The organism is Dactylosporangium maewongense, assembly GCF_039531485.1.
GTDB classification, from domain to species: Bacteria; Actinomycetota; Actinomycetes; order Mycobacteriales; family Micromonosporaceae; genus Dactylosporangium; species Dactylosporangium maewongense.
In genome coordinates, this window is the sequence record NZ_BAAAQD010000006.1 from 95,000 (window position 1) to 117,415 (window position 22,416).

Here is a 22,416-nt window from a genome sequence, read left to right on the forward strand (position 1 = left end):
GGCCGACCCGACCAAGAAGACCAGATGCGACCGGGTGATCGTCAGGGTGAGCCGCAGATATAGCCCGTTTTGTTACAAGCGGGGATGCCGCGGTGATCGGTGGTTTTCATGAAGAAGGGCCGAACAGACCCTTTCGGTCCGTTCGGCCCTTTGCACCGCTTGTGAGCGCACTCAGTCGGAAGCGCTCCCATGCGCCGTCAGTACCTTGGTCAAAATTTCCAGCCCTTCACGGGCTTCCTGCTCGCTCAGGTTCAGCGGCGGGCCCATCCTGATCGTCGTGCCGTACAGGCCGCCCTTGCCGACCAGCAGCCCTTCGCGCTTGCACGCCTCGAACACCGCGTTGGTCGTGGCGACGTCGACGAGCTCCACGCCGAGCATCAGGCCCTTGCCGCGGACCTCGACGACGGCCGGCGAGGACACCGCCCGCAGCCCGTCGAGCAGGATGCCGCCGACGCGCGCGGCGTTGGCCTGCAGGTCGTGGTCGAGGATGTAGTCGAGCACCGCGTTGCCGGCGGCGGTGGAGATCGGGTTGCCGCCGAACGTGGAGAACGAGATGCCCTGCACCGACTCCATCACCTCGGCGCTGCCGACCACGCCGGCGAGGGCGAAGCCGTTGCCGATGCCCTTGGCGAAGGTCAGCAGGTCCGGCGTGACGCCGTGTGCCTGGTAGCCCCAGAAGTGCTCGCCGGTGCGCCCCCAGCCGGTCTGCACCTCGTCGGAGACGAGCAGGATGCCGTGCTCGTCGAGGATCTCCTTCCAGACCCGGAGCAGGCCGTCGGGGCCGCTGGTGAAGCCGCCGACGCCCTGGATCGGCTCGGCGATCAGGCACGCCACCGGGCCGGCCGTGGTCGTGGCGAGGACCTCACGCAGGTCCTCGGCGGCGGCCCGCAGGTAGTCCTCGTCGGAGAGGCCCTTCAGCACGCCACGCAGCCGGTCGCCGGAGTGCAGGTAGCTGACGTTGAACGGGCTGAGCGGCGACGCGGACCAGGCCCTGTTGCCGGTCACGCCGATCGTCGCCGCGGTCCGGCCGTGGTAGCTGTTGCGCACGGCCAGGATCGTGTTGCTCTGCCGCCGGTTGGTGGCCAGCTGCAGGGCGGCCTCGTTGGCCTCGGTGCCGGAGTTGGTGAAGAACACCCGGGCGTCGGGGATGCCCGACAGCCGCGCGATCTTCTCGGCGAGCTCGACCTGCTGGCGGATCAGGTACAGCGTCGACGTGTGCGCGATGCCGGTCCGCAGCTGCCGCTCGACCGCCTCGCGGACCTCCGGCACGTCGTAGCCGAGGGAGTTGGTGAGCACCCCGCCGAAGAAGTCGAGATAGCTCCGACCGTTACTGTCAGTGACTCTTGCGCCCTTACCGGTGACGAGCTCGATCGGCTCGGCGTAGTAGATCGGCATCCACGAGGGCATGACGCCCCGGTGCCGGCGGAGTAGGTCATCCATACCGCACATTCTCGCGCTGGCGTTTTCACGCTGCTTCGATATGCTGTCCGGCGATGTTGACGGCGCCGCGACGGATCCTCACGTTCCTGGTCACCACATGCATGCTGGTGATCGTGTTCGCCGACCCCGCGGCCGCCGAGCCCGGCGAGGACGGTGGCAGCAACCTCACTGTCCGTCAGGCTCTCGACAAGGCGCTCGGCGAATACAACGACGCCAAGGGCCGCCTGGACAAGTCGACCGCCGACCAGGCGGCGATCGAGGCCGAACTGGGCAAGACCCAGGCCCGCCTCGCCGAGCTGGAGGTGTCGGCCGGGTCGGTCGCCAGCGCCGCGTACCGCGGCCGCCGCGTCAGCCTGTTCAACGTCCTGGTCGGCAGCGACAACCCCGACCAGCTGCTGCACGACATGTCCACGATCGAGTACATGATCTCCCGCGACGACAAGGCCCTGCACGAACTGGCCGAGACCCGCAAGAAGCTGGAGCAGCAGAAGGCGGACATCGCCGCGGCGGTCGCCAACCAGCAGGCCCAGCTGAAGGTCATGGAGGCGAACAAGAAGGCCGCCGAGGACGCGCTGAAGAAGGCGGGCGGCGGCGGAGCGACCACCGGCGCCCCGACGGGCGGCACCGTCACCACCAAGCCGGTCGCGCGCAACTCCGACGGTTCGTATCCGAAGGAGACCTGCAGCCTCAAGGACCCGACGACCGGCAACTGCATCTCCCCGCGGATGCTCAACGCCTACAACGAGGCGAGGCTGGCCGGGTTCACGCACTACACGTCGTGCTACCGCAGCGGTGGCGGCGGCGACCACCCGCTCGGCAAGGCGTGCGACTTCTCCGCCAACAAGAGCACGTTCGTCAACGCCCGGGCGACCGGCGACGACCTCGCCTACGGCAACCGGCTCGCCGCGTGGTGCGTCGCCAACGCGAAGAACCTCGGCGTCAAGTACGTCATCTGGTACAAACGGATCTGGCAGCCCAGCAGCGGCTGGAAGTCGTACGGCGGCGACGGCACCCCCGCCGGTGACCACTACAACCACGTACACCTGTCGATGCAGTGAGCTAGTCCCGCTGCGCGTCCAGGGCCAGCAGCGCGACGTGCAGCGACAGGCACGCCTGCACGTCGTCGAGGTCCGCGCCGATGATCCTGCGGATGCGGGCCAGCCGCTCGTAGAACGCGGGCCGTGACAGGTGGCTGTGCTCCGCCGCCGCCGACTTGTTGCGCCCGCACTCCAGGTACACCCGAAGCACACCCAACAGTTGCTCGCGGGGGTTCCTGGCGTCGTGCGCGAGCAGCGGCCCGAGCTCCCGCTCCACGAACGTCTGCAGCCGCGGCTCGTCACGCAGCATGTGCAGCAGCCCCGGCAGGCCCACATCGGCGAGGCGGACGACGTCCCCCGGGCCGGCCGCCGGCCGCCGGACCGACACCGCGACCTGGCTCGCCTCCAGCAGCGACCGGCGCGCCTCCCTGGGCGTCGCGACCCCCTCCCCCGCCGCGACCACCACCGCGCCGCCGGCGAGCTCACGCACCCGCACCGCGAGCCGCCGCAGCGCGTCCGGCTCGTCCTCGGCGGCCCGCAACGCCAGCAGGACCCCGACGAGATCGCCGTCGAGCGCCCCGGCGAGCCCGGCCAGCGACGTGTCCCGCAACGCCCGCGCCGCCACCCCGGCGGAGCACCCACGCAGCACAACCCCGACGAGCTGCCGTCGCTCCAGGTGTACGCCCAGCGCCTTCGCCCGCACGATCACGTCCGCCACCGGGGCGGTGTGGCCCACGAGCGCCACGAGCAGCGCCGACTGCGCCTGCCGCTCCAGCGCGTCCTGGTGCTCGTCTCTCTTGGTGAGCCGCGCCAGCGCCAGCGTCGCCGCGGCCCGCTCGATCAGCGTCACGTCACGGTCCCGGGCCACCGGCAGCCGGATCAGCAGCCGCCCCCAGTCCTGCCCGCGCGCCCCGACGACCGTCACGAGCCAGCCCTTGCCGGCGTCGTGCCCGGTGCGCCCCGCCGGCTGCACCGCCCGCGAGTGCGCCTCCCAGTTCGCCAGGAGCAGCTCCGCGGACCCGCCCGCCGCGTCGTAGGCGAGGACCTGCCGCGACAGGTTCTCCAGCACGACGGGAGCCCCCGCGAGCGCCGCGGTCTGCGCCACCACCTCCGCCGGCGCCGCCCCCTCCACCGACAGGTCCGTGAACCGCTGGTGGATCTCGGCGGTCGCCCGCAGCTCGGCCAGCTGCGCATCCACGATCATCCCGTGCACCGCCTGCGTGATCAGCACGAACGGCGTCCCCCGGTGCAGCTCGACCAGCGGAAACCCGAGCTCCTCGGCGGTCCGCACCATCACCGCCGGCAGCCGCCGCTCGAACCGCCGCCCCATCTCCACCGCCAGCCCGCACGCCCCGACGTCGGCGATCTCGGCCACGAACCGCCGCAACCCCGCATCATCAGGCGGCAACCCGATCCCGGTGATGAGGATCAGCTCCCCACCCCGCAGCAGCGTCGCGATGTCGGGCACCTCGGAGCTGTGCACCCACCGCACCGCCTGATCCAGCCCACGCTCCCCCGCCACGACCCGCGGCGCACCGTTACGGACCGGGTCGAGCTCGAGCACCTCACGCACGGACGGGAACATCAGCGCGGATGCTACAACTTCCCACCCCACCCCTGACCGCTCCCGCCGCCACGCCCCCGCCCTCGTCGAGCCGTCGCCCCCCGTCCCCCGCCCAGGCCCGCCGCGTGCCCTCGTCCGTCCCCGGCCTCCGTCGCCCCCACGCGAGCCCACCGCGCTCCCGTCGCACCCGCCGGCCCTGCCCGAGCCCGCCGCGCGTTCGTCGAGCCTCCACTCTCGTCGAGCCCGCGGACCCCAAGATCCCTGCGCGAGGCCCACTGCGCCCTCGTCGAGCGCCCGCCCTCATCGCCTCTGCGCGAGTCATCGAGCCCTGCCCCGTCGAACCCGCCGCGCCTTCGCCGAGCTCTGCCATCATCGAGCCCCCGGACACCGTGACCCCTGCGCGAGTTTCGTTGTGTTCCCGTCGAGGCCCCGCCCTGATCGCCCCCTGCGCGAGCCACCTATGCCGTCATCGAGCCCGCCTCCGTCGAACCTTCGCGAGCCCCCGCCGCGGCCTCGTCGAGCCCCGCAAACATCGAGCCTGAGCCCTGCGCGAGCCCGCCACCCCGTCCGCCCGGTCGCCCGGTCGCCCACAGCCCTGCCCCAGCCTCAACGACCGTCACGAGCCAGCCTTTGCCGGCGGCGTGCCCGGTACGCCCCGGCTGCCGAAAGCGGGCTTCCCAGTTCGCCAGGAGCAGCCCTGCCGCTCACCGCGTCGCAGGCCGAGCCCGCCGGCCCTGCGCGAGCCCGCCGCACCCTCGAACCCGCCACATACCGTCAGGCCCGCTGCACCCTCTCGGACCGCCGCACTCTCGGACCGCCGCACTCTCGGACCGCCGCACCCTCGGACCGCCGCACCCTCGGACCGCCGCACCCTCGGACCGCCGCACCCTCGGACCGCCGCACCCTCGGACCGCCGCACCCTCGGACCGCCGCACCCTCGGACCGCCGCACCCTCGGACCGCTGCGGCCCCCGACTGCTGCGGCCCCGGACGTCCCGTCGCCGGATCCGCCGAGAGCCCTTGCCGCCCCGGGCACGCCCGGCTGTCCCGGCCGACCCGCCGATCCCCGCCGCCTGCCCTCAGGGCCATTGAGCCCCTGGCTGTCCCCGTCGCGCCCATGCGAGCCACGACGCGGTCCCCGTCGAACCCATTGCGGGCCGGGAGCCGCTGCGGGCCGAAACCGGTGCTCGGCGGGTACGCGCGCGGGAGCGGCGGCGGATGGCGGCGGTGTCTGGTCGGCTGGCGTTCAGGGGTCCACTTGTGTCGGGCACGGAGGTGGGTCGGTGCCCGGGCGTTCCGCTCTTCGAGACCGTAACACTGCCGACCAAATCGCGGACACGCGTTGTCATCGCTTGCCGACTCAACGCGACTACGTGCTGGTCAGCATAACTGGGGGGAGGCGGTGGCGGAGGGGGGTGCCGGGGCCTGCGGTGAGGAGGCGGCCGGCGTGGGCGGTCAGGGTGCGGGCGGCGCCGGCGTCGCACACGTCGGTGAAGGCGTGCGGGCGGGGTACCGGTGGGCGGGCGGCGATCCGGTCGTCGCCGGTGATGGCGTACAGGCGGCCGCCGAGGGTGGTCAAAGAGACGCTGCCGCCCGCGGTGCCGATCTGGCGCCAGGCGCCGGTCTCCAGTTCCAGGGCAGGCAGGTACCAGAGGGTGTCGCCGCGGGCGGCGGCGAAGAGGCCGGCGTCGCACAGGGCGAGGGCGCGGGCGCTCGGGGGTGCGTCGGCCACGTCGGTCCACGTCGTGGCGTCGAAGGCCGGGTCGCGGTAGATCAGCCGGCCCGTGGTGGTGAGGGCCCACAGGCCCTGGCGCATCCCGCCGGCGGCCTCGCGGGGGGAGGCCAGGCACAGGACGTCGGGGGCGTCGCCGATACGGTGCCAGGGGAGGTTCTGGCCGCAGGCCTCGCGGGCGAGGAGGGCGCCGTCGGCGTTGACGGCGTAGAGGGCGCCGCCGCAGGCGGTGAGGGCATGCAGCTCGGCTGGGGGGCCGATGACGGTCCAGCCGGCGGGGGACGTCGCGGTGAAGCGGTCCAGGACGTTGCGGGTGATGCGGTCGACGACGGGGTCGGTGAGGCCCTTGCCCCAGTTGACGGTGGCGGCCGTGAAGACCGTGCCGGCGCCGAGGTCGAAGACGCCCATGGTGGCGGCGCCGCCCTGACCGTAGCGGCGCCAGTGGCGCAGGTCGGCGGTGGCGAGCACGACGAACGACGGCGGGGTCCCGTCGCGGCCGGTGGCGCGGGGCACCCCGCCGACGTCGGCGATGTCGGCGGCGTCGGTCTCGTAGCCGAGGGTGCCCTGGCCGAACTTGTCGCCGTCGCTGAGGCCGGTGCCGTCGAAGACCCAGTGGTCGGCGAACCTGGCCGTGAACGCCTCCCGGCCGATGACGGCCATGCCGTCGCCCCAGGCGCCGGCGCCGCGGCGGAAGCTGACGCCGGTCATCGCGTTCTCGGGGCGGTTGACCGGGGCGCTGGACCACTCGACGGTGACCCGGCCGGGGTCCACTGTGGACATGGGGTCGGTCGTGGCGTCGCGGTGGCAGACCATGGTGCGGCCCCCGTCCTCCAGGCGCATCTGCCACCAGGCGGTGTTGGCGCCGAAGACCGCGAGGTTGCCGCCACGGCGGACGAAGGCCTCGACGGCGTCGCGCTGCTCCCAGGTCCAGTACTCGTCGTGGGCGCAGACGACGAGGGTGCGGTGGCCGTCGAGGATCGCCGGGTCGAGGTGCAGGTCCAGGTTGGAGCAGTAGTCGACCTCGTACCGCGCGGCCCGCAGCCAGCGCAGCAGCGGCTCCTCCCAGCGCTCCGGCGGTGGCCCGCCGCCCGGCCGGTCGAAGCTGACGGCGGCCGCGCGGGTCGGCTCCTCCGCGTAGTAGAGACCTTCGCCCGGCACGCCCGCGCGGTTGTACGCCTGCCACGTCGAGAACGGCACCGACACCAGGATCGGCGCCCGGGCGGCTGCCGGTCGCACCACGAACCAGGCCTCGTCGTCGCCGGCGGCGTTGATCCGTGGCAGGGCGCCCGCAGCGGCGAACGTCGCGCGGTACAGCGACGACAGCCACGACACGGGAACCCGCAGTGTCCACGTCGGACCGTCCACTGTGTCCCGGCACATGACGAGCCCGGTGACGGCGTCGGTGACGACGACGGTCGCGGCGCCGGTCGTCACGAACGTCAGCGCGGCCCCGGACACGACCGAGGTGGCCCGGGCGTACGCCGAGACGGTGACCGCGGCCCCGTCGGCGACGGTCACAGCAGCCCCGTCAGCGTGGACATCGGCACGTCCGAACCGGCGGCGCGGACCAGCAACTCCTCGATCGCCCGCAGGTGCGCCTCGATCGCGGCCGGTGGCAGGTACGCGGTGTCGGCCGTGAGCGTGACGACGAGCGCCTGCCCGTCGAGCGTGACGTGCAGGCAGTAGCGGCACGCGACGCGTTCCTGGGTGGCGGGGAAGTCGAAGCGGGTGTCGCGCTGCAGGGCCCTCAGGTCGGTTGCCGTTCTCAGGGGCCGGCCGTCGATGAGCCGCATGTCGTTGAAGCAGCAGTACGGGTGGACCGGCTCGCCCCGGGCGGCTTCCGCGTCGGCGAACATCGCGTCCCACCCGGCGGGGTCGTAGGCGGCGGCGCGGTACCCGCGCAGGGCCGCCTGCCAGCCGGGGCGCAGCAACGCGCCGAACGTGGGCCGGTCGACGTCGAGGACGAACAGGCCGTCCTGCGACAGCGTGCTGACGAGGTCGCGGTGCCCGGTGGTGAACCGGTTGCCGACGATCGGCATGACGGCGGTCGTCGGGTGCCCGCCGGCGGCCGCGGCGAGCGCCCCGGCGGCGGTGAGCAGCACGGTGGAGCCGCTGACGCCGTGCTGCGCCGCGAGCGCGTCGACGGCGCCGGGCAGCGCGGTGGAGACGATCCGCCCGGTCCAGTAGCGGGGCGCCTGCGGCGGCGCCGCCGTGGTGGGGAACATGGTGGCGGGGATGCGGGTGAACTGTTCGGCCCAGTACGACAGGGCGGCCGCGCCGCGGCGGTGCCCCTCCGGCGACTGCTGCTCCTCGGCAAGGTCGAGGGGGTTGGTCTCGGGGGCGCGCAGGCCACGGTCGCCGCGCAGCGCGAGCAGCCGCAGCTCGCGGGCGAGGACCTCGGCGCCGTGGCCGTCGGTGGCGAGGTGGCACAGCACCAGGACCAGGTGGCTGACGGCGCCGCCGCGGGTGACGAGCGCGGCCCGCACCGGCCACTCGGCGCGGTAGTCGAAGGCGGTGCCGGCGAGCGTGTCCCGGGCGCGGGCCGCGGCGGCGGCCGGGTCGTCGCCACCGTCCACCATGGACACGTCGAGGACGCCGGCCGCGGCGAGCACCTGCTCCGGCGTGCCGCCGGTGGAGCCGAGCCGGGTGCGCAGCGCCTCGTGGCGGGCGACGAGCGCGGCCAGGGCGCCGAGGGCGGCGTCGACCGGCACGGTCCGCGGGCCGAGGTCGACGATCCGGTCCAGGTTGAAGTAGTGGTCGTTGGGCACCGTGCGACCGATCGCGTTCCAGATGGCCCGCTGCCCCCACGTCAGCGGGCCAGTGCCCGATCGTCCGCCCGCGAACGGCAGCCGGTGCAGCGTGAGCGGCTCAGTCATCACGCACCGCCCGCTCCTGCACAGTGCCCCCGAGGTCGTCGGCGACCGCCCGCTCCTGCGCGGTGCGCACGAGGTCGTCGGCGACCGCCCGCTCCTGCACGGTGCGCACGAGGTCGTCGAAGTCGTCGAAGTGCGTGCCGGGCGTGTCCAGGTCGAGCTGGACGCCGAGCTCGTCGTCGAGGGCGTCGACGAGCCGCAGCACGGCGAGGGAGCCGACGCCGAGCGCGGCGAGGGACCCGCCGCCGGTGAGGATCTCCTCGGTGGTGACCTCGCCGTCGGTGGCGGTGCTGACCATCGTCGCGACCCGGTCGCGGAGCGCCGCGTCGACCGGAGGCGCGCTCATCGGGCGGCCAGCCGCTGCCGCAGGCTCAGCGGGCGGATGTCGGTCCACACCTCGTCGATGTGGGCGACGCACTCGTCCCTGGTGCCGGTGAACCCGGTGCGCCGCCAGCCGGCCGGCGGCTCCTCGGCGGCGTTCCACAGCGAGTGCTGCTCCTCGTCGTTGACGACGACGGCGAAGGTGTCGGTCATCGGGCCTCCCGCAGGTCGGCGATCGCGGCGACGACGCCGTCGATCGTTGGGGTGTCGAAGAAGACGTCGAGCGGCACGTCGACGCCGAGACGCTTGCGGATGCGGACCGCGATCTGGGTGATGGTGAGGGAGTGCCCGCCGAGGTCGAACAGGTCCTCGTCGGGCCCGATGTCGTCGATGCGCAGCACCTCCTGCCAGATGGTGGTGACCGTTGCGGTGGTGTCGTCGCCGGTACCGGCGGAGCCCCCGGCCACGGCGGCGACGGCGGGACCGGCCGCGGGAGGATCCGCGGGCGCGGGCAGGGCGGCCCGGTCGAGCTTGCCGTTCGGGGTCAGCGGGAAGGCCGGCAGCGCGACGACGGCCGACGGCACCATGTAGCCGGGCAGGGCCTGCGCCACGTGCTCGCGCAGCGCCGCCGGGTCCACGGTGCCGCCGGCGGGCACGACGTAGGCGACGAGGCGGGCTCGGGGGCCGTGCGGGTCGGCGAGTACCACCGCGGCCTGCGCGACCGTGGGGTGGGTGGCGAGCCGGGCCTCGATCTCGCCGGGCTCGATCCGGTGGCCGCGCAGCTTCACCTGGTTGTCGACCCGGCCGAGGAACTCCAGTCCGGAAGGCCCGCGCCGGACCCGGTCGCCGGTGCCGTAGACGCGGGCGCCGGGCGCGCCGAACGGGTCGGGACGGAACCGGTCCGCGGTCAGGCCGCCCCGGCCGCGGTACCCGTGAGCGACGCCAACCCCGCCGATCCACAGCTCCCCGGCGATGCCGTCGGGGACCGGCCGCAGCGCGTCGTCGAGCACGTGCAGGGTGGTGTTGGCGACGGGCCCGCCGATGGTGACGGGGGCGCCGGGCGCGATGTCGGCGAGGGCGGACCACACGGTGGTCTCGGTCGGCCCGTACGCGTTGACGAGCCGCCGCACGAGCGGGGCGAGCTGGTCCGCGAGGTCCGCCGGAAGGGCCTCGCCGCCGGTGACGGCGACCAGGTCGCCGCGGGTCAGCCCGGCCTCGAGCAGCAGCCGCCAGCCGGACGGGGTGGCCTGCACGTGGGTGACGCCGTGCCGCTCGACGAGCCGCAGCTGGGTGGCGGCGTCGCGGTGCCGGTCCGGCGGCACGAGGACGATCCGGGCGCCGACGGTCAGGGGCAGCAGCAGCTCGACGGTGGAGATGTCGAACGACAGGGACGTGAGGCCGAGCCAGGTGTCGCCGGCGCCGGAGCCGAGGTGGTCGCGCATCGAGTCGACGAGGTTGGTGAGCGCGCCGTGCGGGACGGCGACGCCCTTGGGCTTCCCCGTCGAGCCCGACGTGTAGATGACGTACGCGGTGTCGTCCGCGGCCGGCACCCCGGCGTCCGGCGCGCCGGTGTGGTCGAGGGACACGTCGGACGGGGTGAGGACGAGCGCGGCGCCCGCGTCGTCGCGGATGAACGCGATCCGCTCCGCCGGGTAGGACGGGTCGAGCGGCAGGTACGCCGCACCCGTCTCCAGCACGCCGAGCACCGCGACGAGCAGCTCCGCGGTGCGCGGCAGTGCGATCCCGACGAGGGAACCGGGCCCGATCCCCTGCTGCCGCAGCCGGTCCGCGAGGCCCGCCGCCGCCGCGCCGAGCCGCCCGTACGTGACCCGCCGGTCGCCGCAGACGACGGCCTCGGCGGTCGGGTCGGCGGCGGCCCGGGCGAGGAACCTGTCCACCACGGTGTCCCGCGGCGCGGGGCCGACCGTCGACACGTCCACCGTGGACGGCAGGGCCAGGTCGGCGACAGGGGTCTCGGGGACGGCGACGGCGGCCGCGAGCAACGCCTGGAACTCCGCCGCGACCTGTTCGGCGGCGAACGATCCCGCGACGAGGTGCAGGCTGCCCTCCACGACCGTGGGGCCCTCGACGAGCTGCAGGTTGGCGGTGCCGCGCACGGCGCCGGGGAACACCAGCCAGTCGACGGTGGTGTCGACGCCGTCGAAGGTGGGCGGTTCGGCCCGCCGCCGGTAGCTGACCGTCAGCGGGGCGAGCGCCGCGCGCGGGGTGAGCCGGACGGCGTGGCTGAGCGGGACGGCGCGGTGCGGGTACAGCTCCCGCAGCTGGGTCCGCAGTGCCCGGGCGAACGCGGCGAACGGCTGCGCGGGGTCCGGCGTGGAGCTGACGGGCAGCTCGTTGACGTGCAGGCCGATCCGCGGCACCGCCCGGTCCGCGGTGGACAGTTCGAGGGCGGTGGTGACGGTGCCGTTGCCGTACCGGCGCAGCAGCGCGTGCCAGGCGGCTAGGAGCAGTTCGAAGTGGGTGATCCCGAGGGTGGCGGCGGTCTCGGCGAGGGCGGCCGTGCCGACGGTGAACGGGACCGCGACGGATTCGGCGCCGGGCGCGGGGTGCCGGAGGCCGGGCAGCTGCGGCGGGAGCGGCTCCTGCCACCGCGTGGCCCAGAACGCGGCCGCGGCGGCGGTGTCCACGATGGACGAAGCTGCCGGCGTGTCCCCGATGGGCAGGGTGCCGCCGTTGTACGCGGTGGCGAGGTCGGCGACGAGGACCTGCTTGGAGGTGCCGTCGAAGACGAGGTGGTGCGCGACCACGCACAGCAGGTGCTCGCCGGGCGCGGTGCGCAGCAGCGTGAACCGGGCCAGCGGCCCGCGGCGCAGGTCGAAAGGCGCCGCGACGAGGTCCGCCACGTCCGCCACGCCACCGGACCGGACCACGAGGGTGACCTCGGCGCTGCCCGGCGCCAGCGCGACGAGGTCCTCGTCGACGGCCCCGGCCAGCACCGGGTGGCGGGCGACGACCGCGGCGACGGCGGCGCTCAGCCGGTCGACGTCGAGGGCGCCGGTGAACCGGATCGTCACCGCGAGGTGGTAGGCGGGCCCGGCGGGCAGGGTCTGCTCGGTGACCCACACGCCGTGCTGGGCGGGCGTCAACACGGCTGGGGCGGTCACGGTGGTCACGGTGGTCATCGGCCCGCCCTGTCGTCGTCGGGAAGCTCGGAAGGAGAGGAAGGCGAAGAAGGAGAGGAAGGCGAAGAAGGAGAGGAAGAAGAGTGGGAAGAGGGAGACGAGGGAGGCTCGAGAAGCTCGCGGAGCGAGCGCTTGAGGATCTTGCCGTTGTCGTTGCGGGGCAGCCGGTCCAGGAACAGCACGCGGCCGGGGATCTCGTGCCCGGCGAGCCGTTCGAGCAGGAACGTGCGCAGCTGCGGCGCGGTCAGCGGGCCGTCGGTGACGACCGCGGCGGCGACGGCGGCGCCGAGGACCGGGTGCGGCACGCCGAACGCGGCGGCCTCCCTGACCAGGGGGTGCTCGTGCAGGGCGTGCTCGATCTGCAGCGTCGACACCTTGTGCGCGCCGGACTTGATGACGTCGCGGTCGCGGTCGACGAGGTACAGGTAGCCCTCGTCGTCGAGCCGGCCGACGTCGCCCATCCGGACCCACCGGCCGTGGAAGACCTCCGCCGTGGCCTCGCCGTCGCCGTAGTACGAGCGGGCGGCGACCGGCGAGCGCAGCCACACGTCGCCGGCCTCCCCCACCGGCAGCGGCCGCCGGTCCGGCCCGGCGATCATCAGGTCGGCGGCGACGGTCGGACGGCCGAGCGCGGCGGGTCGTTCGGGGTCGAACACCATCGACGTCTGCGCCGGGGCGGCCTCGGTCGAGGTGTAGTAGTTCACGATCGTCGCGCCCGGGAACGCGGCGGTGAGCTCCAGGGCGACCGCCGGCGGCAGGGCGGCGGCGGTCGAGCCGATGAGCCGCACCGTGGACAGGTCGTGTGTCCTGTGCACGCCGGCGTGCAGCAGCTCGATCGCCATGGCGGGGACGAGGAACACGGTGCCGACGGCGTGGCGCTCGACGAGCTTCGCGAAGCGGCCGGGGGTGAAGGTGCCGGCGGTGAGGGCGGCGGCGCGGGCGTTGAGCGCGTTGACGAGCATCGTCTGGCCGGCGTTGCTGCCGACGGGGAACGCGTGCAGGAAATGCGCGGAGTGCGCGAGCGGGCGGCGGCGCGGGTCGAGGGTGCAGCCGTGGGCGAGGTTGGCGTGGTTGGCGCCGACGCCCTTCGGCACGCCCGTGGTGCCCGACGTGTAGAGGATCTGCGCCAGGTCCCGCGGCGAGGGCGGCGGCCCGTCGAAGGTCCCGCCGCCGAGGTCGGCCAGGGCCGCGGCCCAGACGCCGTCGGGGAACGGGACCGCGCCGGCGGAGGGCGGGACCGCGCCGGCGGGGTGCAGGACCGCACGGGCGCCGCTGTGGGTGAGCACGTGGCGGACCTCGGCGGGGGCGAGCCGGTCCGACATCGGCACGGCGACGAGCCCGGCGCGCAGGACACCGGTGAACGCGACGGCGTACTCGTGCCAGCCGCCGGTGCCGTAGTGCAGCGCGACCCGGTCGCCGGGCGCGAGGCCGCGGTCGCGGAGCCCGGCGGCGACCGCCCCGGCGCGGGTGTGCCACTCGCCGAACGTGACCCGCTCGTCCCCGGCGACGAGCGCGACCCGGGCCGGTTCGCTCGAAGCGCGATGGGCGAGCAGCTCCACCAGGGTCGCCGGCACCGCCGGCGCCCGTCCGCCCGCCCTGGGGGCGGGGATGGCCGCGGAAGTGGTGGTCATCGGGCCGGCTCCAGCCGCCGGGCGTCCTCAGGAGCGGACTGGTCGCGGCGGCGCAGCTCCTGGATGCCGACGAGGTCGTCGGGCAGGGCGTCGGGCACGTCGGCGTCGAAGCGGCGCAGCACCGGGATCCGCAGCCCGGCGGCGACCATCGCGGCCATCGCGAGCCCGAACACGACGTACATGAGGGCGATCCCCCGGCCCGGCCCGGTGCCGATGACCGCGCCGACGGTCCCGGCGAGCGCGCCGCCGGGGGCGAGGAGCGGCTCGAAGAGCTTCGTGCCGAGGGGCGCGACGATGCCGTGGCCGATCGGCAGCGTCGACCAGGCGACCATGGTGTTCAGGGCGAAGACCCGGCCGTGGTACCGCTGCGGCACCTTCACCTGCACGATCGTGGTGTAGACGCCGTTGACGAGCGACAGCGCCGCGGAGAGGCCGAAGGCGCAGGCGCCGACGACCCACACGCTCGCGTGGGTGCCGCCGAGGACGGCGGCGGCGGCGAGGAGGGCGGCGAGGCCGAGCATGCCGCGCAGCCGCTGCCGGCGGGGGCCGCCCCAGAAGCCCATGGCGATGCCGCCGACGATGACGCCGGCGCCGCCGCACATGGCGACCCGCGCGGCGGTGCCGAGGTCGGCGAAGGACAGCACGAGCGGGGTCATGAGCAGGAACAGCGGGGCGAGGAAGATGTTCAGCCCGGCGAACCACAGCAGCATGGCCCGGAAGCCGCGGTGGTGCCACGAGTAGGCGAAGCCGTGCCGGATCTCCGCGAGGAGCGTCTCGCGGCGCCGCCACGGCAGGGTCCGCGGGAACTTCACGACGGCGAGGACGGTGATCGCGACGGTGTAGCTGAGCACGTCGATGACGAGGATGCCGCGCAGGCCGATGCCGGCCATGAGCCCGACGGCGATCAGCGGCACGACGAAGGCGCTGACGCCGCCGGCGAGCTGGACGATGCCGTTGGCGTGGCCGAGGTACTGCTTCGGCACGAGCTGCGGGACCGCGGAGGCGTACGCGAGCCGCTGGAACGTCAGCGCGATCGACAGGGCGGCGAGCAGCGGGTAGATGTGCCACGGGACGAGCGCGCCGGCGACGAGCAGGGCGAGCAGCGCGGCCTGGGTGGCGCCGGCGGCGATGTCACCGGCGAGCATCACCTTGCGCCGGTCGAACCGGTCGACGATCGCGCCGGCGACGGGCCCGGCGAGGATGCCGGGGAGCATGCCGATGACGGCGTAGAGGGCGTACCGGGCGACGGACCCGGTCTCCAGGTAGATCCAGATCGGCAGGGCGAACTCGGTGAGCGCGGAGCCGGTGATGGAGACGAGCTGGCTGAGCGCGACGATGAGGAACCGCGCCATTCCGGGCTGCGCGACGGGTTTCGCCGCGGCCGGGTCGGCGAGTGCGGGTGCCGCGGCGCCGGTGCCGTGCAGCCACCACGACGTGTCCCCCGCCGTCGCCGGCAGCACGTCCGCGGGTGCGGGGCCGCCGGGGGCGAGCGTCGGGTGGGTGCGGCTGACGATGTCGGCGAGCTCCTTCGCCCGGTACTTGAGGAAGAAGTGCCCGGCCTCGTCGAGGAGCACGAGCGCGACCCGGTCGGAGACGAGCAGCCACTCCTTGTACCGCTCCTGGTAGAAGTCGGCGGCGGGGTCGCGGGTGCCCATGACGGACACGATCGGCGCGCGGAGGCGGGCCGCCGCATGACCACCGCCGCCGTCGAGGGTGGCGGTGAAGTACTCCTCGGCGGCGACGGAGTCGCGGCGCATGTTGCCGATGATGAACCGCTTCTGGGTGTCGTCGAGGTCGGCGACGTCGGCGCCCATCGACGTGAGCCAGTTCTCGTAGACCCGGTTGCCGAGCAGCGGTTCGAGGGCCGCGAACCGGCTCAGGGCGCTCAGCACGCGGCTGCGCGGGCGGGCGAACGGGAACTGGGCGCCGATGTAGACCGCTTCGAGGTCCCGGCCGGCGTTCTCGAGGCGGCGGGCGACGGCGACGATGAGGGCGCTGCCGACGCCGCAGTGGCCGTACAGGGCGATCGGGCCGCTGACGCGCTCCTGGATCTCGGCGGCGACGCGGTCGGCGAGCTCCTCGAAGGGCAGGCGCTCCTCGGTGAGGCCGACGTCGTGCCCGGGGATCGCGACGGACCAGAGGGCGTGCCCGGCCGGCAGCGCGTCGGCGAGGGGCTGGTAGACGACGGCGCTGCCGCCGCCGTACGGGACGCAGACCAGCGACAGGTCCGGCGTGGACGAGGCCTTGGTGAGCTTGTGCAGCAGCCGCCGCGGCCCGCGGTCGTCCTCGGACATGGACGCGAACGTGGCCAGCTCGCGGATCGTCTTGAGGGTGAACACGTCCATGACGCTGACCGGCTGCCCGATGCCGTCCAGCTGCTTGCGGGCGCGGGCGACGACCTGGGTGGCGAGCAGCGAGTGTCCGCCGAGGTCGAAGAAGTCGTCGTCGACGCCGACGGACGGCAGTCCCAGGACGTCGGCCCAGATGGCGGCGAAGACCAGCTCCGCCGGGGTGGTCGGCGGGGCCGACCCGGAGCCGCTCGCGGCCGCGACGGGTGCCGGGAGGGCGCGGCGGTCGAGCTTGCCGCTGGGGCCGAGCGGGAGTTTGTCGAGGCCGACGTACGCGCTGGGCACCATGTAGTCGGGCAGGCTCGCCTTCAGCGCCGACTTCAGCGCCGGCGCGTCCGGCTCGGCGATTCCGGTGAGGTAGGCGACGAGCCGCTTGTCGCCGGGCCGGTCCTCGCGGACGGTGACGGCGGCCTCGGTCACGCCGGGCTGGGCGCGCAGGGCGGCCTCGATCTCGCCGAGCTCGATCCGCAGCCCGCGGAGCTTCACCTGGTGGTCGATGCGGCCGAGGAACTCGATGGTGCCGTCGGTGCGCCAGCGGGTGAGGTCGCCGGTGCGGTACAGCCGGCCGCCGGGCGGCCCGAACGGGTCGGGGACGAACCGGGTGGCGGTGAGCCCGGGCCGGTCGTGGTAGCCCAGCGCCAGGCCGACGCCGCCGATGTGCAGCTCGCCGGGGACGCCGGGCGGCACCGGCTGGCCGGCGGGGTCGAGGACGTAGAGGCGGATGTTCTGGATCGGGGCGCCGATCGGGACCGTGTCCAGGTCGCCGGAGCACCGGAAGGCGGACACGTCGACGGCGGCCTCGGTCGGGCCGTACAGGTTCCACAGTTCGGTGCCGGGCAGCGCGGCGGCGAAGGCCCGGACGGCGTCGAGCGGGAGCTCCTCGCCGCTGCAGACGACCCGGCGGAGGCCGGTGCAGGCGGCGACGCCGTCCTCGGCGAGGAACATGGCGAGCATCGACGGCACGAAGTGGGTGGTGGTGACGCCTTCCCGCACGATCAGGTCGCGCAGGTAGGCGGCGTCCTTGTGCCCGCCGGGCTTGGCGAGGACGAGCCGCGCGCCGGTGATGAGCGGCCAGAAGAACTCCCACACCGACACGTCGAAGCTCGCCGGGGTCTTCTGGAGCACGACGTCGGTGCCGTCGAGCCGGTAGGTGCGCTGCATCCAGTCGAGGCGGTTGACGATGCCGCGGTGCGTGTTCGGCACGCCCTTCGGCTTCCCCGTCGACCCCGACGTGTAGATCATGTACGCGACGTCGCCGGCCTCGGGCGTGTCCGGCACGGGCGGGAGCTTCCGGGCGAACGCCGACGGGTCGTCGAGGAAGATGACGGTCGCGGTCGTGTCCGGCACGGGCAGCCGGGACTGGGTCAGCAGCACCGGTGCGTCGGCGTCGGCGAGCATGAACGCGAGCCGGTCCGGCGGGTAGTCGGGGTCGAGCGGCACGTAGGCGGCGCCGGCCTTGAGCACGCCGAGGAGGCCGACGACGAGGTCGGTGGAGCGTTCGGCGCTGACCGCGACGAGCCCGCCGGGGCCGGCGCCCTCGACGCGCAGGCGGCGGGCGACCCGGTCGGCGGCGGCCTCCAGCTCGCGGTAGGTGAGGCGCCGGTCCTGGAACTGCACGGCGACGGCGTCGGGGGTCCGGGCGGCCTGCGCGGCGATGAGCCCGGGCAGGGTCGCGCCGTCCGGGAAGTCGGCGGCGGTGTCGTTCCAGCGGTGCAGCACCTGGTCGCGCTCGTCCGCCTCCAGCAGGTCCACGGTGGACACCGGCAGGCCGGGCCGGGCGACGACGGCGCGCAGCAGCTTGTCCAGGTGCCGGCCGAGGCGGGCGATGGTGGCCTCGTCGAACAGGTCGACGTTGTAGTTGAACGCCCCGCGCAGCCCGCTCGGGTCCTCCATGACGAACAGTTCGAGGTCGAAGCGGGTGCCGGTGGCGCGCAGCCCGAACGGGGTGACGTCGAGCGGGCCGGTGCCCCCGGCGAGGTTGGCGGCGGCGTAGTTCTGCACCGCGAGGACGGCCTGGAACACCGGTGAGCGGCTCACGTCGCGGGGCACGTTGAGCTCGGAGACCAGCTGCGCGAAGGGCAGCTCCTGGTGCGCGTACGCGGACAGGCACGTCTCGCGGGTGCGCTCGATCAGCTCGTCGAACGTGGGGTCGCCGTCGAGGCGGGCCCGCATCGCGAGGACGTTGACGAACATGCCGATGAGCCGTTCGAGCTCCGGCTCGGGCCGCCCGGCGATGGGTGAGCCGACGGCGAAGTCCCGCTGGCCGCTGTGCCGGGACAGCACGACCTGGAAGGCGGCGAGCAGCACCATGTAGACGGTGGCGCCGTGGGCCCTGGCGAGGCGGGTGAGCCCGTCGAGCAGCTCCCGGTCGATGTCGAAGCCGTACCCGGCGCCCTCGAACGTCTGCTGCTTCGGGCGCGGCCGGTCGGTGGGCAGCGCGAGGGGTTCGACGCCGGCGAGCTCGGTGCGCCAGTAGTCCACCTCGCGGGCGAGCGCGTCGCCGGTGAGCCGCCCGCGCTGCCAGGCGGCGAAGTCGCCGTACTGGACGGGCAGCGGCGGCACGGGTGACGGGACGCCGGCGGCGTGCGCGTCGTAGCCGGCGAGGACCTCGCCGACGAGCACCTCGCTGGACCAGCCGTCGCTGATGCTGTGGTGGGTGACCAGCAGTAGCACGTGGTCGTCGGCGGCCATGCGGACCAGCAGCGCGTGCAGCAGCGGGCCGTGGACGAGGTCGAAGAGCCGACCGACGGCCTCGTCGACGATCCTGGCGGCGGCGTCCTCGCCGGCGGCGTCGACGACCGTCAGCGTGACCGGCCCCGGTTCGGCGAGCTCCAGGACGGGCCGGCCGTCGTCGGTGACGGGGTAGCGGGTGCGCAGCGACTCGTGCCGGGCGACGACGTCGTCGAGCGAGCGGGCGAGCGCGGCCTCGTCGAGGGCGCCGCGCAGCCGGCGGGCGACCGGGATGTGGTAGGCGGCGGTCCCGGGCGCGAACTGCTCCATGAACCAGAGTCGTTCCTGGGCGAACGACAGGGGCGGGACGGTGCCTTCGGGCCGGGCCGGGACGGTGGGCCCGGTCTCGGCCGGGCGTCTGCGCAGTCGTGCGGTGAGCAGTGCCCGCTTGGTGGCGGACAGGTCTTCCACGGTCATAACAGGTCCCCCGTGAGCATGTGCCGTGCAGTCTCTTCGTCCATCGCCTCGATCTCGGCGATGAGCAGCGCCTCGACGGCCTGGGCGAACCCGGCGACGGTGCGGTGGGTGAACAACGTGCGGATCGGGACGCTCAGGTCGACGGCGGCGCGGACCCGGGCGACCATGCGGGTGGCGAGCAGCGAGTGGCCGCCGAGGTCGAAGAAGTCGTCGTGCGCGCCGACCTTCTCCACGCCGAGCACCTCGGCCCAGACCCCGGCGACGAGGTCCTCGGCGTCGGTGCGGGGCGCGACGTAGCCGGCCGACGAGCGGACCTCGGGATCCGGGAGGGCGGCCTTGTCGAGCTTGCCGTTGACGGTCAGCGGCAGGGCTTCCAGCGGCACGACCGCCGTCGGCACGAGGTGCGCCGGCAGCGTCGCGGCAAGCGCTTGCCGCACGGCCGACGGGTCCAGTGACGCTGGTGTCACGTAGCCGATGAGGGCGTCGGTGCGGGCGACGACGGCGGCCTGGCCGACGTCCGGCAGCGCCAGCAGGGCGGCGGTGACCTCGCCGGGTTCGATGCGGTAGCCGCGGACCTTGACCTGCTCGTCGAGCCGGCCGAGGAACTCCAGCTGCCCGTCGGGGCGCCACCGGACGCGGTCGCCGCTGCGGTACCGGCGGGCGCCGGGCGGGCCGTCGGGGTCGGGTTCGAACGCCTCAGCGGTGCGGCCGGGGCGGCCGAGGTAGCCGTGGGCGAGGCCGGCGCCGCCGATACGCAGCTCCCCGGGGACGCCGGGCGGCACGCGGCGGCCGTGCCGGTCGGTGACGGCGAGGGTGGTGTTCCACAGTGGACGGCCGATCGGCGGCCGTTCGCCGGACCGGTCGCCGGTGAGGTCGGCGGCGGTGGCGATGATGGTCGTCTCGGTGGGGCCATAGGAGTTGACGAGGCGGACCCGGTCGCCGAAGGCCGCGGTCCACTGGGCGACGGCGGCCGCCTCGACCTGGTCGGCGCCGAGGATGACCAGGCGCAGCCCGGCCGGCCACGGCACGCCGCCGAGGTCGTCGACCAGGCGGTGCCAGTACGGCGTCGGCAGGTCCAGGACGGTGACGCCCGCCCCGGCCGGGGACGCGAGGAAGTCGGGCAGGTCGGCGTCGGCGAAGACGACGGTGCCGCCGGCGGTCAGCGCCGGCCACAGCTCCTCGGCGTGTGTGTCGAAGCTCAGCGCCGCGAACTGGGCGACGGTGTCGGCGGCGGTGATGCCGTAGCCGTCGCGCATCCAGGCGGCGCGGGCGGCCAGGGCCCGGTGCGGGACCAGGACCCCCTTCGGGGTGCCGGTGGAGCCGGAGGTGTAGATGACGTAGGCGGCGTCCTCGGGGTCCGGGGCCACGGGCGCGGCGGCGCCGGTCGCCGTCACCGGGATCGTCCGGACGCCGTCGAAGTGCTGCCCGTCGGTCACGACGACGCCCGCGCCGCTGTCGGCGACCATGAAGGCGAGGCGGGCCGGCGGGTACGACGGGTCGAGCGGCAGGTAGGCGGCGCCGGCCCGCCAGGCGGCGAGCATCGCGACGACGGCCTCGGGGCCGCGCGGCAGGCAGACGCCGACGATCCCGGTCGCGCCCGCCTCCCGCAGGGCGCCCGCCAGGCGGCCCGACGCGTCCCAGAGCTGCGCGTAGGTCATGCCGTCGAGGGCGACCTTGTCCGGGTGCCCGGCCGCACGGGACGCGACCCCGTCCAGGACGGTGCCGGTCGGCGGGGCGCCGGCCGTACCGGCGAAGACCGCAGAGCTCAGGAACACCTCGTCGGCCTCAGTGAGGACCGGCAGGTCACGGACCGGGGTGTCGGGGGCGGCGACCGCGGCGCGCAGCAGCACCTCGAAGCGCTCGGCGAGGGCGGCGACCGTCCCAGGGCGGAACAGGTCGCTGCGGTAGCCGAAGACGCAGACGAGCTCGTCGCCGGAGCGCCAGACGTCGAGCATCACGTCGACCTTCGTCTGCGCGTGGCCGCCGTCGATCTCCACCGCGGTCAGCGGGCCGAACGCGTGCGGCCCGCCGTGCCGGTCGCCGTCCTGGCTGTGCACGGTGAGCAGGGTCTGGAACAGCGGGTTGCGCGACAGGTCCCGCTCGACCCGCAGCTCGTCGAGGAGCCGCTCGAACGGCATGTCCTGGTGCGAGAACGCGCCGAGCGCGGTCCGGCGGGTGGCCTTCAGCAGGTCCCGGAACGTGCCGCCGCCGCTGAGGTCGGCGCGCATGACGAGGGTGTTGGAGAAGTAGCCGACGAGCGGCTCCAGGTCGGGGTCGTTGCGGCCGGCGACCGGCACGCCGACGCTGACGTCGTCCTGCCCGGTGTGCCGCTGGAGCAGCAGCTGGTAGGCGGCGAGCAGCACCATGAACGAGCTGACCCGCTGCTCGCGGGCGAAGGCGTCCAGCGCCGCGGCGCCCGGGACCCGGCGGGTGTGGAAGGCGCCGTCGGACGTCTTCGAGGTGGGCCGCCGCAGGTCGGGCTGCAGTTCCAGCGCGGCGGCGCCGGCGAGCTGCTCGCGCCAGAACGTGGTGTCCTGCTCGGCGCCGGCGGCGCGCTGGGCCCGCGCGTAGGCCGTGTACGTGGTGGGCAGCGGCGGCTCGTCGAAGGTGCCGGCGTAGCGGCGGGCGAGCTCGTCGCGCAGCACGTTGAGCGACCAGCCGTCGGCAACGATGTGGTGCACGACGAGACTGAGCACGTGCTCGTCACCGACAGTGACCAGCGTGGCACGCAACAGCGGGCCCTCGGCGAGGTCGAACGGGGCGTTGCTGCGCTCGGCGAGCAGCGCGGCGAGGTCCTCCTCGGCGCAGGCGACCTCGTCCAGGACGGGGGCCGGGCCGGCCGTCGCGAACGGGCGGCCGTCGACGGCCGGGAACCTGGTGCGCAGCGTCTCGTGCCGCTGGACCAGCCCGTCCAGCGCGGCGCGCAGCCTGGCCGGGTCGAACTCACCGGCGAGCCGCAGCACCAGCGGGATGTTGTAGGAGGCGTCACCTGGGTCGAGCTGGTCCAGGAACCAGAGCCGTTCCTGCCCAAAAGACAAAGCTCCCGACACGAGTCCCCCTCTCGTCGGCGTGACCATCGGTAAGGTACGAGTCGATACGTAAACTGTCAACAATCCTTACGATTAACCTAGTGAATCGACGACGATGAGCCCGTCGATGCCGGTACGCGCCGAGGCGGGCC

Annotated in this window: 11 protein-coding genes; 1 reads left to right on the plus strand and 10 read right to left on the minus strand. The window is 74.3% G+C overall.

Annotation, left to right across the window (positions count from 1 at the left end; all coding sequences use genetic code 11):
* Positions 1–171 precede the first annotated feature (171 nt).
* Positions 172–1,449 (minus strand): aspartate aminotransferase family protein, encoded by a 1,278-nt coding sequence (locus ABD332_RS17005; RefSeq protein WP_425552222.1) that lies wholly within the window; start codon positions 1,447–1,449, stop codon positions 172–174.
* Positions 1,450–1,493: 44 nt separating this feature from the next.
* Here ABD332_RS17005 and ABD332_RS17010 point away from each other — a divergent pair, with 44 nt between their 5' ends.
* Positions 1,494–2,498, plus strand: a complete 1,005-nt coding sequence (locus ABD332_RS17010; protein ID WP_344502899.1) for a coiled-coil domain-containing protein — start codon at positions 1,494–1,496, stop codon at positions 2,496–2,498.
* Position 2,499: 1 nt separating this feature from the next.
* Here ABD332_RS17010 and ABD332_RS17015 read toward each other — a convergent pair whose 3' ends face one another.
* From ABD332_RS17015 to ABD332_RS17055, 9 genes are all read right to left on the minus strand, one after another.
* Positions 2,500–4,062 carry a PucR family transcriptional regulator gene (locus tag ABD332_RS17015; RefSeq protein ID WP_344502900.1) on the minus strand — a complete coding sequence of 521 codons (1,563 nt, stop codon included), beginning with the start codon at positions 4,060–4,062 and terminating at the stop codon, positions 2,500–2,502.
* A gap of 1,347 nt (positions 4,063–5,409) precedes the next feature.
* Positions 5,410–7,290: a N,N-dimethylformamidase beta subunit family domain-containing protein gene (locus tag ABD332_RS17020; RefSeq protein ID WP_344502901.1), complete on the minus strand. Its 1,881-nt coding sequence runs from the start codon at positions 7,288–7,290 to the stop codon at positions 5,410–5,412.
* Entirely contained in the window at positions 7,287–8,648 is a 1,362-nt protein-coding gene (locus tag ABD332_RS17025; protein WP_344502902.1) for a condensation domain-containing protein, read from the minus strand. The genes ABD332_RS17020 and ABD332_RS17025 overlap by 4 nt, the downstream gene beginning before the upstream one ends.
* Positions 8,641–8,991 carry a hypothetical protein gene (locus ABD332_RS17030; RefSeq protein WP_344502903.1) on the minus strand — a complete coding sequence of 117 codons (351 nt, stop codon included), beginning with the start codon at positions 8,989–8,991 and terminating at the stop codon, positions 8,641–8,643. The genes ABD332_RS17025 and ABD332_RS17030 overlap by 8 nt, the downstream gene beginning before the upstream one ends.
* The gene (locus tag ABD332_RS17035; RefSeq protein WP_344502904.1) at positions 8,988–9,179 is read right to left on the minus strand and encodes an MbtH family protein; all 192 of its coding nucleotides are present in this window, start codon (positions 9,177–9,179) and stop codon (positions 8,988–8,990) included. Before ABD332_RS17035 ends, ABD332_RS17030 begins: the two co-directional genes overlap by 4 nt.
* Complete coding sequence (locus ABD332_RS17040; protein ID WP_344502905.1) at positions 9,176–12,109, minus strand: non-ribosomal peptide synthetase; 2,934 nt, start codon at positions 12,107–12,109, stop codon at positions 9,176–9,178. Before ABD332_RS17040 ends, ABD332_RS17035 begins: the two co-directional genes overlap by 4 nt.
* Positions 12,106–13,740 (minus strand): class I adenylate-forming enzyme family protein, encoded by a 1,635-nt coding sequence (locus ABD332_RS17045; protein ID WP_344502906.1) that lies wholly within the window; start codon positions 13,738–13,740, stop codon positions 12,106–12,108. The genes ABD332_RS17040 and ABD332_RS17045 overlap by 4 nt, the downstream gene beginning before the upstream one ends.
* A complete protein-coding gene (locus tag ABD332_RS17050) occupies positions 13,737–19,235 on the minus strand; it encodes a non-ribosomal peptide synthetase/MFS transporter (RefSeq protein WP_344502907.1) in 5,499 nt (1,832 codons plus the stop codon). Before ABD332_RS17050 ends, ABD332_RS17045 begins: the two co-directional genes overlap by 4 nt.
* Positions 19,232–22,285: an amino acid adenylation domain-containing protein gene (locus ABD332_RS17055; protein ID WP_344502908.1), complete on the minus strand. Its 3,054-nt coding sequence runs from the start codon at positions 22,283–22,285 to the stop codon at positions 19,232–19,234. The genes ABD332_RS17050 and ABD332_RS17055 overlap by 4 nt, the downstream gene beginning before the upstream one ends.
* Positions 22,286–22,416: the final 131 nt, after the last annotated feature.

Coding starts and splice junctions, on each gene's coding strand:
- ABD332_RS17005 (WP_425552222.1), bottom strand. CDS start 1,449: ATGTGCGGTATGGATGACCTACTCCGCCGGCACCGGGGCGTCATGCCC.
- ABD332_RS17010 (WP_344502899.1), top strand. CDS start 1,494: ATGTTGACGGCGCCGCGACGGATCCTCACGTTCCTGGTCACCACATGC.
- ABD332_RS17015 (WP_344502900.1), bottom strand. CDS start 4,062: ATGTTCCCGTCCGTGCGTGAGGTGCTCGAGCTCGACCCGGTCCGTAAC.
- ABD332_RS17025 (WP_344502902.1), bottom strand. CDS start 8,648: ATGACTGAGCCGCTCACGCTGCACCGGCTGCCGTTCGCGGGCGGACGA.
- ABD332_RS17030 (WP_344502903.1), bottom strand. CDS start 8,991: ATGAGCGCGCCTCCGGTCGACGCGGCGCTCCGCGACCGGGTCGCGACG.
- ABD332_RS17035 (WP_344502904.1), bottom strand. CDS start 9,179: ATGACCGACACCTTCGCCGTCGTCGTCAACGACGAGGAGCAGCACTCG.
- ABD332_RS17040 (WP_344502905.1), bottom strand. CDS start 12,109: ATGACCACCGTGACCACCGTGACCGCCCCAGCCGTGTTGACGCCCGCC.
- ABD332_RS17045 (WP_344502906.1), bottom strand. CDS start 13,740: ATGACCACCACTTCCGCGGCCATCCCCGCCCCCAGGGCGGGCGGACGG.
- ABD332_RS17050 (WP_344502907.1), bottom strand. CDS start 19,235: ATGACCGTGGAAGACCTGTCCGCCACCAAGCGGGCACTGCTCACCGCA.